General features: G+C 61.1%; 8 protein-coding genes. 2 read left to right on the forward strand and 6 right to left on the reverse strand.

Translation table 11 applies throughout. From position 1 onward, the window contains the following. Positions 1-200: 200 nt before the first annotated feature. The 6 genes from HNQ81_RS16900 to HNQ81_RS16925 form a co-directional block, all read right to left on the reverse strand. On the reverse strand, positions 201-1,967 hold the full coding sequence (locus HNQ81_RS16900; protein WP_183352566.1) for an aldehyde ferredoxin oxidoreductase family protein: 1,767 nt from the start codon (positions 1,965-1,967) through the stop codon (positions 201-203). Between the two features lie 19 nt (positions 1,968-1,986). Further along, the gene (gene gabT / locus HNQ81_RS16905; protein WP_183352568.1) at positions 1,987-3,294 is read right to left on the reverse strand and encodes a 4-aminobutyrate--2-oxoglutarate transaminase; all 1,308 of its coding nucleotides are present in this window, start codon (positions 3,292-3,294) and stop codon (positions 1,987-1,989) included. Between the two features lie 273 nt (positions 3,295-3,567). Beyond that, positions 3,568-6,606 (reverse strand): NAD-glutamate dehydrogenase domain-containing protein, encoded by a 3,039-nt coding sequence (locus tag HNQ81_RS16910; protein ID WP_183352569.1) that lies wholly within the window; start codon positions 6,604-6,606, stop codon positions 3,568-3,570. Positions 6,607-7,056: 450 nt separating this feature from the next. After that, on the reverse strand, positions 7,057-7,482 hold the full coding sequence (locus HNQ81_RS16915; RefSeq protein WP_183352570.1) for a hypothetical protein: 426 nt from the start codon (positions 7,480-7,482) through the stop codon (positions 7,057-7,059). A 161-nt stretch (positions 7,483-7,643) separates the two neighbouring features. Next, positions 7,644-9,452 (reverse strand): IS1634 family transposase, encoded by a 1,809-nt coding sequence (locus tag HNQ81_RS16920; RefSeq protein WP_183352571.1) that lies wholly within the window; start codon positions 9,450-9,452, stop codon positions 7,644-7,646. A gap of 292 nt (positions 9,453-9,744) precedes the next feature. Further along, a complete protein-coding gene (locus HNQ81_RS16925; protein ID WP_183352572.1) occupies positions 9,745-11,163 on the reverse strand; it encodes a sigma-54 interaction domain-containing protein in 1,419 nt (472 codons plus the stop codon). A gap of 269 nt (positions 11,164-11,432) precedes the next feature. Between HNQ81_RS16925 and HNQ81_RS16930 the strand changes: the two genes are divergently transcribed. Then, the gene (locus HNQ81_RS16930; RefSeq protein WP_183352573.1) at positions 11,433-11,822 is read left to right on the forward strand and encodes a cache domain-containing protein; all 390 of its coding nucleotides are present in this window, start codon (positions 11,433-11,435) and stop codon (positions 11,820-11,822) included. An 11-nt stretch (positions 11,823-11,833) separates the two neighbouring features. After that, complete coding sequence (locus HNQ81_RS16935; protein WP_183352574.1) at positions 11,834-12,070, forward strand: cache domain-containing protein; 237 nt, start codon at positions 11,834-11,836, stop codon at positions 12,068-12,070. The last annotated feature ends 90 nt before the right edge of the window (positions 12,071-12,160 follow it).

Here is a 12,160-nt window from a genome sequence, read left to right on the forward strand (position 1 = left end):
TGGAAATAGCCCATACCCAGGTACCGAAATCCCGACAGGTGACCGCAACATCTGAAGGCATCCAGCAGCGCCGATGTTGAATCTTCCATGCATGATCAAGTCCCGGGACGGGACCGGCGGAGACCGCCGCATCCCCCGCATCGCTATGGACAGGAGGCCGATGCGGGGGATGCGGGGGATGCTGTGAGAGGAGAGAGGCGTCAGCGCTGCGCCGGGACGCCGGCCGCGTCCCAGCCGCGCAGCCGATAGTAATCCTGCAGCAGGTATTCCATCTCGTCGGCGGTGAGGCTGCGGCCGTCGGGGAGTTTTTCCTTGTGCAGGCGAGGAGGCAGGCGATCGTCGGCGGCGGTGAGGCCCTCGCGGATATTGAACAGTCGGGTCATGTCGGTGACCCGGACGGCGATCTCCTCCAGTTCCTGGCGGCCGGCGATGCCGGTCACGAGCGCGATCGACTTTTCCAGTTCTGCCCACGTATAGAGATCACGGTAAAAGCGGCACAGGACCAGGGTGTCGAAGATGTTGAGACGATTCTCGAACTCAATGAGCAGCGCCGCCTTGTCCTCGATCTGGGCCGGCGGGATCATTCCCGACAACTCCGGCTTGTAGAAGGTGGTCCGCAGGTGGCAGGCGCCACGGGGCGAGGTGCCGAAGGTCAGGCCCATGCCCTTCAGCACCCGCGGTTCGTACCCGGCCGGCTCCATCCCCTTGACATGGATGGCGAGATCGGTGAGGCCGAAGCGCTTGGAGGCCGGGATGATGCCGTCGGCGAGGATATCGCCGATGTCCTCGCGGGCGGCGATTTTCCTGATCAGCACCGCCAACTGATCAGCGTTGCCGTAGTCGATCGCGTAGTCGATCCGTCCCTTCTCCCTCGCCTCCATCACCAGGGCGCAGAGGTTGCCGACGGTAATGGTGTCCATGCCGAGGCGGTCGGCGAGGTCGTTGAGGAAGGCCACCTCCTCCATCTCGGTGATCATGCACAGGCCGCCGAAGGAGTAGATGGTCTCATATTCCGGTCCCTCCAGCTGTAAGTCCTTGTGCCGCCCCTTCCTCAGCCTCGCCAGCCGGCCGCAGGCCATGAAGCATTTGGCGCAGGCATGGGCCTTGACCTCGTGCTCCTCATGGTACTTCTCGCCGCTCAGATTCTCCCAATGTTCCACCGAGCCCTGGTTCCAATACCGGGCCGGGAAAGCCCCGGCGGTGTTCATCACGGCGACCATCATCGTGGTGCCGAGGCGCTTGTAGGCCTTGACACCCGGATTTTCCATGTTGGTCCGGGAGAAGTTCCCGGCGTATTCGGCCACGCCCTCCGGGTCGGCGTACCGGCGCTTGCTGTCGCCCTGGAAGACGATGGCCTTGACGAGCTTGGCGCCCATCACCGTGCCGACTCCAGCCCGGCCCGCACAGCGCCACTTGTCGTTGGCGATGATGGCGTAACGGACCAGGTTTTCACCGGCCGGGCCGATCACCACCGCGCCCGGTTTGCGGTAGCCTTCCCGATTCGGGGCAAAGCGGGCCACCGCCGCCGCCTCGGCGGCGAAGGTCTCCATCCCCCACAGATCGTCGGCGTCGTGGAACTCGGCGCCTTCGGGCGTGACGGTCAGGACCGTCGGCCGGTCGGCCCGGCCGTGGAGGACGATGGCGTCGAAGCCGGCGGCGTCAATGGCCTCGGGGACCTTGCCGCCGGAGTAGGATTCGGCATAGAACCCGGTCAAGGGCGACTTGGTGAAGACCCCGTAACGGCTCCCCCCCCACAGCCGGCCGCCGCAGAACGGCCCGGTGGCGAAGATCAGGTGGTTCTCGGGCGCCAGCGGATCGACCCCTGCCGGGTTGCGCTCGAGGAGCAGTCGGGTGGCCAGTCCCTTGCCCCCGAGACACTGGCGCAGGACCTCGTCGGCGACCTCTTCGTTGACAGAGGTCCGAGAAGAAAGATCAATCGTCAGAATCCGATTGTAGAAACCGTGCATCGGCTGCTCCTCCTTTTGCTTATGAACGGATCGCCGCCAGACCCTGACGGACGATGTCAATCCCCTGCTGCAGCTGCTCCTCGGTCATGACCAGCGGCATGAGGAAGCGGATGTTGTTGCCGTATGCCCCGCAGGCGAGGATGATCACCCCGCGGTCGAGACAGTATTTCACCAGGGCCTTAGCCTCGGCACCAGCCGGTTCCTTGGTTTTTTTATCCTTCACCAATTCCATGGCGACCATCGGTCCGAGGCCGCGGACGTCGCCGATCATGTCGCACTCCTGCTGCATCGCAAGGAGGCTTTCCCGGAGCATCACCCCTAGTTTTTGACCTTTCTCAAGCAGCTTCTCCTCTTCGAAGATCTCAAATACGGCCAGGGCCGCGGCACAGGAAAGGGGGTTGCCGTTATAGGTGCCGCCGATGCCCGAGGCGTGGACGCTGTCCATGATCTCCTTCTTGCCGACCACCGCCGACAGCGGCATGCCGGCGGCCAGGCTCTTGGCCGACGTCGTGAGATCGGCCTCGACGCCGTACTGCTCCATGGCGAACATGGTGCCGGTTCGGCCCATGCCGCTCTGCACCTCGTCGGCGATCATCAACACGTTGTTTTTCCGACAGATCGCCTGAAGCCGTTGAAAATACTCCTTCGGCGGGGCGACGAAGCCGCCTTCTCCCAGGACCGGCTCGAAGATGATCGCCGCCGTCTGCTCCGCCGCGACGTGGTTGACGAAGAAATCATTCAGCTTATCAGCGCACTCCACATCGCAGCTGGGATATTCGCGGCCGTAGGGGCAGCGGTAGCAGTAGGCAAACGGCATCCGGTAGACCTCCGGGGCGAATGGACCGAGTCCCAGTTTGTACGGGTTGACCTTGGAGGTCAGCGTCATGCCCATCAGGGTCCGGCCGTGGAACGCGCCCTCGAAGGCGATGATCGCCGGTTTTTTGGTGTAGTAGCGGGCGATCTTGATCGCGTTCTCCACCGCCTCGGCGCCGCAGTTGACCAGCATAACCGATTTCGGCGAATCCCCCGGCACCGCGGCGATCAGCTTTTCCGCCAACCGCACCGGCCCCTCGTAGGGGGTGACCATGAAGCAGGTATGGGTGAATTTCTCCGCCTGTTCCTTGATCGCGGCCACCACCTTCGGGTGGGAGTGGCCGACGTTCATGACCGCGATGCCGCCGCCGAAATCGAGGTAGTCGTTGCCTTCGACATCGGTCAGGACCGCGCCACGGGCATGGGCGATATAGCGGTCAGTGCCGCTGACATTGCCCTTGGCGATAACCTGGTTGCGAAGCTCATGGAGACTGCTGTTGGTTGGTGTGCTCATAATCGTTGTCCTCGAATTGTCTCTTTAGTCATTATCTGTCGCCAGCCGGCCGCCTGGGCCCCGGCATGGCGATTCCGCTGTCTTTCTATATGCAAGATATATACCACAGATATGGGCCATGGCAGCCCCCGAATACCCTCCGAAAGGGAGAGGCCGAATCGAGCCGCGGCAGGCCAGATACGATCCGGTTCCGTATCAACATTCAAATTATGATACAAATTCAATAAAATATATTCGATCCAGTAAAGGATCAACAGCTCGATCAGATCTTTATCATCTGATACCCACACGTTGGACGCCAATTTGATCCATTTCCGAATCATGATTCAGGTTCTGCTGCCGCCGCAGGTGCCCCTCCACCGACTCCAGGAAGGCCTGGTCCCGGTCGGCGTGGTAGACCAGCGACGAGGCGATCTCCCCGGCCAGGATAGCGGATCTGATCTTGGCCGGCAACCGGTCGACCCGCTCCCGGAACGGGCTGCCCTCCCGTGCCAACATCGCCGGCAGATGGTCGAGGATCGCCCGGCGGTAGAGCGACCGATCGCCGACCTCGGGGTGGGCTTGGAAATAGGCGAACAACCGGGCGTAGCAGCTGTTGATCTCGGCACTGATCTCGGCAGTGATCTCGGTGTAGAGCTGAGCCCCGCCCGCTTCGCGGTGCCGGGCGAGGATCACCCTGGCCTCCTCCCCCGCCCGCTTTTCCAGGATCGTCAGGACATCGACGACATACTCCTCCTTGTGAGCGAGAAATTCCTCGTCGGAGAGCATGAGATTGGCGATGATCTCGTAGGATGAGGAAATAACCCCGCATTTGTTGGCCGAGGCGTCGCGCATCAGGATCACCCCGCGCTGCTGCAACTGCTTCCGGGCCTCCGGGGTGATGAACGAGTTGGCCCCTTCGACAATCACCCGACACCGCGGCGCCCCCGACTCGTCGAAGAACCGCCGCCAGTTGCTCCCGTCCACCGTCTCCGGCCGGCCGCCGGCGGGAATGAAGAGATCGGTCGGCACCCGGAAGATCAGGTCGTTGTACTCTTTGTAGAACTCGTCGTTGACGATCCACGATTCGACAAGGCCCTCGGGAGTCTGCAGCACCTTTCTAAACAGCTCCTGCATGCCCTGGCGGCGGGTCACGCCCCGGTAGAGCATGAAGCCGCCGACATGGAGCGCCGCCGGATCGAAGGCGGCGAGATCGTCCTTCAGGAGAATGTTTCGCAATGCCGCGTGATCGACGCCCTGCGGATCATGGACCGCCGCCGTGCCGTCGACGATCAGGGGGATGGCGACGTTGGCGCAGCGGTTCAGCAGGATATTCATGCAGTTGCCGGCCACGTCGCCGTTCGGCCCGCCGGTGAAGATCACCCGGAAGGGATCGCGGGCCATGTCGATGCCGACGGTGGCCATGCAGACCTCGGCAAAGCGGACCACGCCGGTCGAGGTCACCCCGTATTCCTTGTGGTTGATCCCCACCCGCTTGCTCGACATGATCCCGGCGCCGAGAATATAGCCGCGGCGCTCCGCCTCGCGGGCCACCAGTTCGATCATCTGGTCGTGCATGTTCTCGTCCGGACCGAGCTCGATCGGCTCGTCCTCGCCGTAATAGTCGACAATGCGGGGATCGGCGGCCCGGCCGTCCCTGGTAACGAAGAGATCGAGGAAGCCGGAGAGAAGCCCGTACTGCAGGAAATGGAGTTGCTGCCGCAGTCGGCCGCCATCGAGCCCCTCGTCCGCCTCCAGCACTGCCACCAGCTTCGAGCCGCCCTCATAGATGTCCTTGTTCTTCAGGTGCTGGGTGTGGGCAAGGACGTAGGTCTCGCGGAACAGGCTGTTGGCGGCGGTCACATAATCGTCGCGGCCCTGGGTGATCACCGTCCGCCAGCCGCCGCGGGCGATGTCGGAAAAACCGATGTGGTAGGCGGCGCCGTAGCGGCTGGAGAAATAGGTCACCCGGAACGGCCGGTCGGCGGGCAGATCGTTGGTGAAGTCACTCCCCAGCGCCTCGAGGTAGGCCGGATCGAGGCGGAAGGCGAGCGCCCGCTTCTCGGCGATGAAAAAGTTGGTCTTCAGCGTGTGGCTGACCAGCAAGAGACCGCAGCGGAAAATGGTCCGCCGGAACTCGTCGAGGAACCGGCGGCCGGTGTTGAAGTTTTCGACCAACCCGGTAGTCTCGGCGAGCACCGCGGGATAGCCATCGGCATCGGCCTCCGGGTCGAAGCGGGCATGAAAGAGCCGCACCAATTGCAGGGTGATTTCCGGATGGTTGTGGAAGGCCCGCGCCACCCCTTCCAGATCGTAGCTGTCCGGGTGGGTATGGGCGAGATTGGTGTGGCAGAAACCGATGAAGGCGCGGATCAGCGAGCCGTCCGGGCCGCCGACCATCCCGTTGGCGATCATCTGGTCGTAGGTGAGCGAGGTCATCGGCATCACCTGGGTGGTGTACATCTCGGCCCGCAGTTGCTGGAACAGCGTGCTGTCCTCGGCGATCAGCCCGCCGTCTTCGGTCGTGACGTAAAACGTCGCGAGGAAATAGGGGTAGTCGCCGTCATGGACGGTCAGGCAGTAGGAGCGCTGGACAGTCAGGCGCAACCGCCGGAAGGCGTCGATGATCTGCAGCAGGTACCTGCGGTCGGGCGGATTGGCGACACCAAACAGCAACCGCGATTCCGGTCGGCCGATCCCCTTGCCCTGCTCCACCGCCAGACTGATCCCGCCGAGCGACCGGCAGCGGGAGAAGAGCCGCAACAGCCGGGCGATCCGGACCGGCGGCGAGGTACGGACATATTTCGGATTGTTCTGCCACAGGAGCCGGAGCAGAGGGGACACCTCATCGACCGGAAAATCCTGGTACCGGGCTCTCGCCTCCACCTGCACCGCCAGCACCAGATCCCCCGGTACTTCGCCGGCCGCCGCGGCCGTCTGCAACGGGCCGGTCCCATTGTCGAAGGAAAACTCCAGCACCTCGAGCGGGTAACCGGTCTTCGGTACATTGCCGTAGGAGGTGTGGATCTGGGCATAGGAGATCGACTTCTCCGGCAGGGACCGCAGGGCGTCATGCACGGCCCCCGGCACCCCGAGCTGGGCGATAATCAGGTTGCGGTCGTTGTCGGCCAGGATGAACCGCCGGTTGCGTTCGAGGAGATGCAGGTCGGCGGCGAGCACCGACACCGCCTCTACATCCTCGCTGTTGCAGGAAAAAAAATAGGGATGCATCCTGGTCTGCAGCCAGCCGAAGTTGGCCTCCGCCATCTCGACGCTTTTCCCCAGGATGTTCTGGACCTCAAAAATCACCCTACTGTGTGCGCTGTCTGCCATGTCGTCACCTCGCTCTGCTGCTTATATGGTTAACTCCTTCCCCCAACACCACGGTTCAATTTCACCTTGAGCAGCTTAGAGCAAATAGCGGACCACTTGTTCAGACAAGATAATATGAAGCTATCACAGACAGATAGAGATTTTTTACAGACAACCGGCCAGAGAGTTGATCAGAAAACGGATCAAACCACCGATATTCTTTGTCCATGGACCTGGCTTTGATCCATCTATAAATCGCAATAGCGTTGAATGTATCTGTTATAATTTGAAAAAAATGAAATCAAGCATGATTCATTTCCGGATCTGCGCCACGATACCGCCGGAAACCAGGGTGCACGCCGAATAAAAGAATTGCAGGCAGTTACGAAACACTGAAGTGTAACCGGCGGCCGAAATTGGGCTCGTGGACGCCCGTCGGCGGCCGCCGGTGCTGAAGGATTGGAAGAAGACTCAGGTTTCCGGGAAACTGATGGTGATCTTGTCGTCGTCGCCCTCATGGCGCGCCTTGATCTTCAGCTCCATGCTGTTGTTGCGGAAGCCGAAAGCGAGCGCCACCTTTTCTTTGTCCTTCTCGATATGGGTCATTTCCCGGATCGCCTCGACGATCTTTTTGCCGATATCGGCGCCGGGAGACGGCAGTTCGGCAGTGCGATATTCGGCGGTCACCTTGACCTTGCCTTCCTTGGTCGAAACCAGGGCAATTTTCTCGGCGTTGTTGTTGATGCCGTGCAGGACGGCGAGCGCGATCCATTTCAGGGCCGCTTCCTGGGACTCGGGGGCCAGAGCGATATTGGACATCTCCTTCAGGGGATCGGTCGTGGCGAAGCAGTCGCAGAGCGACTGAACCTGCTGATGTATGCTGGATGTATCTTTCATAACAGTCCTCCTTCTGTTTTCTCCTCCTACCGCGCGGTCATACCCGGCAAGATCAAGACAATCGTTAGCCCATGTTTAACACCAGGAATTATTTCTCTCGCCAAAACAGCCAGATAGTCGGCAGAAAAATTCCCAGTGGCACTACATCCACGTCGTTGACCTCACACCACCATCTTCCTGACGCCAACCGGAGAGGCTGAGAGGCCCAGCGCTTCGTAGAGCTGTTGCAGTTTCGGTTCGGCGACGGTGGTCTTGCGGACATGCAGCGTTCTACCGTCCTTTTGTCTGAAGGTCGCAGTGATCCGGCGCTGTCCTGCAAAGATCCGTCGCAGAGTGGACCAGCTTTCCTGGAATCCGTGATCCTTCAGGCGGCGACGCAGGACTTGCACCGCCTGATAGGCCAGCACCGTGATGAACAGGTGCCCCTCCGCCCGATCCTCCCGGTGATGGTAGATCGGCCGCAGACCCAACTCCGACTTGAGGCTGCGGAAGACCGCCTCCAGATCGGTAAGCATGGTATAGGTGCGCCACAGGGTGTCCTCATCCCAGCTCAACTCGTTGGTGCGCAGGCAGTAGACCCCGGGATGGGTCACCATCGTCCCGGGAACCGGCTGCTTTTCCCAGTTCAAGGCCACGATCTTGTCGCCGGCGGCATCCGGCGTCAGTTCGATCCGGTAATGCTGGGCGATGCCGTGGCTCTTCTCCTGCAACCGGCCGAGTCGCTGCAGGATTTTGTCGCGACGTTTGTCGCCGCGCGGGGTCTGCAGGGCGGCGGCAAGCTTTGCCAGGCCGCGCTCGAATCGCTCGCTGAACCGCTGCGTTATCGCGGTTTCCTTGTTCTCTCGCTGGCCGGAGTGGCAGTAGAGGCGCAACTCGGTACCATCCTCGCTCAAGACCCGTTGAATCCGCACCGTATTCTTTGCAGCCGTAGTCACCGCGATCGCCTGCTCGGCGGCGAATTGCCGTTTTCTCTCGCGGCTGACCACTAGATAGCGATAGTGCTGGCCCGTCAGCCAGGCAATATTGGCCTCGGTGGCTATCCCTCGGTCCATGATTACCAGGGCCCCTGCCGGGGCCGCCAGCCCGGTCAGCATCTGTTCGAGGGTGGCGGCCTCGATGGCGTTGCCCTCAAACATCCGCGAGCGCCGAACAAACCCACTGCCATCGAGGACCAGGCCGAGGGTCACCAGCGGACAATCGGACCGTTTTTCCTTGGAATGGCCCCGTCTGGCCTTGCCGTTACCGGCCATCGCCCCCTCGAAATAGGTATTGGTCAGATCATACAGCGTTACCGTGGCCGGCAGCGAAAACAGGTCACTGATCCGGGAGAACAACCGTGCTTCGATGGCCTGGCGGTGTCGGACCAGCAGATCCGAGGTTCGATACAGCCGTATCAACGGCATCGCCTCATAGTCGACATCGAGCAGTTCCCCCAGCCCGCTCTGGCCGGTCAGCCAGGCATAGGTCGCCAGCTCGCTCCCCGGCTCGGCCATCCGGCCGATGATACTGCCGAGCGCGGCCGCCTGCTGCACCCCATTCAAACCGACCTCCGTCAGGATCTGCGGCAGCTGGAGTTCCGCCAACGCCGCCAGCCCGGCATGCTCAACCCCGATGGAGCGGGGACGGACCAGTTCCAGGGAATCAATGTCGACCTCCTGATAATCGACGGTCTCCCGGACCTCGCCCCTCTCCTCCTTCGGGCCGCTCATGACCAGGCGGGCGGCGTAGCGCTGGGCCAGCTTCTCTACCGCAGGGGCTTCGGGGATCAGGCTCAGCTGACCGGCCAGAATCTGTTCGATTCTGGTACAGAGTTGCGGCCAGAGCTCCTTGGCAAGATCGAAATTTTTGCCCAGATTGAGCAGGGTCTGTTGCCGCACCTTGCCGCCGGTCCGTACCGAGGCGACCAGACGGAAGGTGCTGTAGGTTTCCCCGGTCGGGCTGCTGCTGGTTTTGGTTTGTCGAATATACATGGCCACAGCATAGCCATATCCGGGGGCAAAAGTCAATCCCCAGAAATAATATTATGGCACTACAAAGCGACCCTAACAATTATCACGCAGAAATACCAATAGTTACCGGTTACGATGGAGCGGTTATAACGGCTACATGGAGCGGATGTGTTAAGCTTGGGTTAGGTGTAAGGACCTGCAGTAATACTGTGACGGCCGCAGCCGCCCTCTGGGCAGCGGTGGCTGTCTTGTCAAACTTAATCATCAGGATAAACACGATTGGGGGGAGGGGCAATGTGCCGGCTATCAGCTATCAGTCAATCTTGTACTGCTTGTACTTCCGCACCACCGAGGGCTGACTGATGCCAAGCTGGCGGGCGGCCTCGCGGGTAGTCCGGCACCGCCTTCTCGCCTCCAGCAGCAGCTCCCTCTCGTACGCCTGCAGCTTGCCGGCCAGGCCTTCCCCTGTCGTTGCCGGCCTGGGGAAGGATTCAAGACCACCCGGGACCTGCTCGTCGATGCTCGCCAGGATGAACTCGGTGATCTGATCGTCGTTGGACATGACCACGCCATTTTCGATGATATTACGCAGCTCCCTGACATTGCCGGGAAAGCGGTATTCCTGCAGGGAACGCATGGCCCGCGGGCTGATGGTCCTGGCGCAGTTGTAGGTGCGGTTGGCCTCGCTCAGGTAGAAGCGGACGAGGCCGGCGATGTCCTCGCGCCTCTCCCGCAGGGGCGGCAGTTGGAGGATGAAGGAGTTCAGCCGGTAATAGAGATCCTGGCGGAAGGCCTTTTCGGCGACGAGGGTCTTCAGGTCCTTGTTGGTGGCGGCGATGGTGGCACAGTCCACCTTGATCGACCGGGTTCCGCCGACCCGGCGGATCTCCTTGTTATCAAGGTATTTCAGAAGCTTGGCCTGCAACTGCAGGGGCATGTCGCCGATCTCGTCGAGAAAGAGGGTGCCTCCCTGGGCCAGTTCGAAGAGGCCGATCTTGCCCTTTTCATCAGCACCGGTGAACGCCCCCTTCTGATACCCGAACAGTTCCGCCTCGAGCAGGTTCTCCGGCAGGGCGGCGCAGTTGATTTCCACCAGCGGATGGGTGTTGCGGGCGCTGTTCTTGTGAATGAGCCGGGCGAGCAGCCCCTTGCCGGTCCCCGACTCGCCCAGCACAAGGATATTGGAGGCACCGATATGGGAAAGTTTCAAGGCCATCTGCAGGATGCGCCGCATCGCCGCGCTCTCGGCGACGATGTCGTTGCGCTCGAGTTCGAGCAGGCTGATGTCGGAGAGTTCCTGCCGGTATTTCTCCCGGACCTGCTGGCTCTTCTCGAATTCCTGACGCAGGGTGTTCAATTCGGTCATGTCCCGCTCGTTGACGACGATGAGGGCGATCCGCCCGTCTTCGGTGAGCGAAGGGGTGCCGGTCGAGAGCAGGTACTTGCCGGTCTTGGGGATGAACTGCATCACCGTCTGACGCAGGCCGGTGGCCATGACCCGCGTCGTCACCGAGTGGTCGAAAATCTTGCGCGCCACCAGGTCCTTGATGTTGTGGCCTATGACGTCCTCGGCCCGGATGCCGTTCAGAATCTCTGAGGCCCGGTTGATATTGATCACCATGCCGTTGCCGTCGCAGACCCAGATGCCGTCGGAGGAGGAGTGAAAAATGGTTTCGAACTGACGAATCAGGTACTCGTAGGACCGTTCGTCAATCGTGTTCTTGGCAGACATGGCCATACCTCCGATTCGAAAAATTCCTGCAGGGCGGGAGCGCTTGCGGCATCTCCCCGGAGACCGCGATGAAAGTACCATATCGAGAAAGGGGTAGCAATTCGCATGCCGCAAGCTGCAAGTTGCAAGCCGCGACAAACGACCCGTCGCCTGCTGGCGTCAATATTGCATCTTCGCCGGTGCCGAAAAAAGAAGATCGACTCTTTCTTTCGCGCCAAAAGTAAGGTTTACTGGCATAAGGTCCTCTGGCCATTCCGCAACAGGTTTCCATGAAATACCCGATCAGAAAGACGCTTCTCGTCGTCGCCGGCTGCGCGATCGTTATCCTCGTCGCCACCTTCGTCAATTACCGGATCACCCAGCATGTGGTGGAGAGAACCGTTATCGCCCAGCAGGAGGAGATGGCGGGCAAGGCGGTCAATACCGTGGAAATCTGGCTCAATCAGCAGATGAAGATCCTCGAAGCCGCCGCCGCAGTTTCCCGGGCGAATCTCAGCGACGACCCGCAGACCTTTCAGCTTCTCGACATGGCGATGCAGGCCGGTCATTTCACCGACGTCTATATCGGCACCCCGGGCGGCAAACTCATCGACGACGCCCGCTGGACCCCGCCCGCCCACTACGATCCTCGCGACCGGCCCTGGTACAGACGGGGGTAGAGGCCGGCGCCATGAGTTTCACGACCCCCTATGTGGATCTGGTGACCAACGAACTGGTCATCGCCCTGGTGAAACCTCTGACCGTTGACGGGAAATTCGTCGGGGTCATGGGGGCCGACACGGTGCTTGACACCCTGGTGGCCAACGTCCTCAACTACAAGCAGAGCGAATCGGGCTTCGCCTTCATCGTCGAGAAGAGCGGCACCATCAGCGCGCAACTCATCCATGCGCCCCTTTGCCTGGCGTAAACCATCCTCAGCCACCTGCAAGGCTTTTTCCTTCTCGCCGGAGTCCCAATAAAAGGTGGCCAGGTCATGGTAGTCGGCGCCATATTCCAT

Origin of the sequence: Desulfoprunum benzoelyticum, assembly GCF_014201505.1 — a bacterium.
In the GTDB taxonomy this organism is placed as follows: domain Bacteria; phylum Desulfobacterota; class Desulfobulbia; order Desulfobulbales; family Desulfocapsaceae; genus Desulfoprunum; species Desulfoprunum benzoelyticum.

Excerpts from the sequence above, each read along its gene's own strand:
- HNQ81_RS16935 (WP_183352574.1), top strand. The coding sequence starts at position 11,834 with ATGAGTTTCACGACCCCCTATGTGGATCTGGTGACCAACGAACTGGTC.
- HNQ81_RS16915 (WP_183352570.1), bottom strand. The coding sequence starts at position 7,482 with ATGAAAGATACATCCAGCATACATCAGCAGGTTCAGTCGCTCTGCGAC.
- gabT (WP_183352568.1), bottom strand. The coding sequence starts at position 3,294 with ATGAGCACACCAACCAACAGCAGTCTCCATGAGCTTCGCAACCAGGTT.
- HNQ81_RS16900 (WP_183352566.1), bottom strand. The coding sequence starts at position 1,967 with ATGCACGGTTTCTACAATCGGATTCTGACGATTGATCTTTCTTCTCGG.
- HNQ81_RS16920 (WP_183352571.1), bottom strand. The coding sequence starts at position 9,452 with ATGTATATTCGACAAACCAAAACCAGCAGCAGCCCGACCGGGGAAACC.
- HNQ81_RS16910 (WP_183352569.1), bottom strand. The coding sequence starts at position 6,606 with ATGGCAGACAGCGCACACAGTAGGGTGATTTTTGAGGTCCAGAACATC.
- HNQ81_RS16925 (WP_183352572.1), bottom strand. The coding sequence starts at position 11,163 with ATGTCTGCCAAGAACACGATTGACGAACGGTCCTACGAGTACCTGATT.
- HNQ81_RS16930 (WP_183352573.1), top strand. The coding sequence starts at position 11,433 with ATGAAATACCCGATCAGAAAGACGCTTCTCGTCGTCGCCGGCTGCGCG.